The sequence below is a fragment of the Weissella cibaria genome (assembly GCF_004521965.1).
GTDB classification, from domain to species: domain Bacteria; phylum Bacillota; class Bacilli; order Lactobacillales; family Lactobacillaceae; genus Weissella; species Weissella cibaria_A.
Map to the genome: position 1 here is coordinate 1 of NZ_SDGK01000096.1, position 405 is coordinate 405.

Here is a 405-nt window from a genome sequence, read left to right on the forward strand (position 1 = left end):
TTACACTGAACTAGCCGCTGAATACGGGCCTTCGGCCGATTCAATCCGTAACTGGGTCAAATTGTACACAGTCCACGAAGTGGACGGCGAAAAATGGACGCAAGCTGATGTAAACGCATTACAAAAGGAAAACGCCAAACTTCGCGAAGAACTTGAGATTTTAAAACGAGCCGCGGTGTTGCTTTCGAAGTACAATTAACGCAAAATCGCGAGTTAGGACTGGAAATCATTGACCGGTCACTCGCAATGGGACACCGCATAACAAGCGTTTTATCGGCTTTGAACATTGCTCGAAGCACGTATTATCAATGGAAAAACTGGCAACCTAGCCAACGAGAAACACGGCGTAATGCTCTGAAAACGGCAATTAAAGCCGTTTATAACACCAATCGTGGCATCTATGGC

The 405-nt window shown here is 45.9% G+C and carries 1 protein-coding gene; it reads left to right on the forward strand.

Annotated features, from left to right (window positions below; translation table 11 throughout):
- Positions 1 to 199 (forward strand): transposase (locus EST42_RS10210; protein ID WP_245150482.1); only part of this gene is annotated, 199 nt, incomplete at its 5' end.
- Positions 200 to 405: the final 206 nt, after the last annotated feature.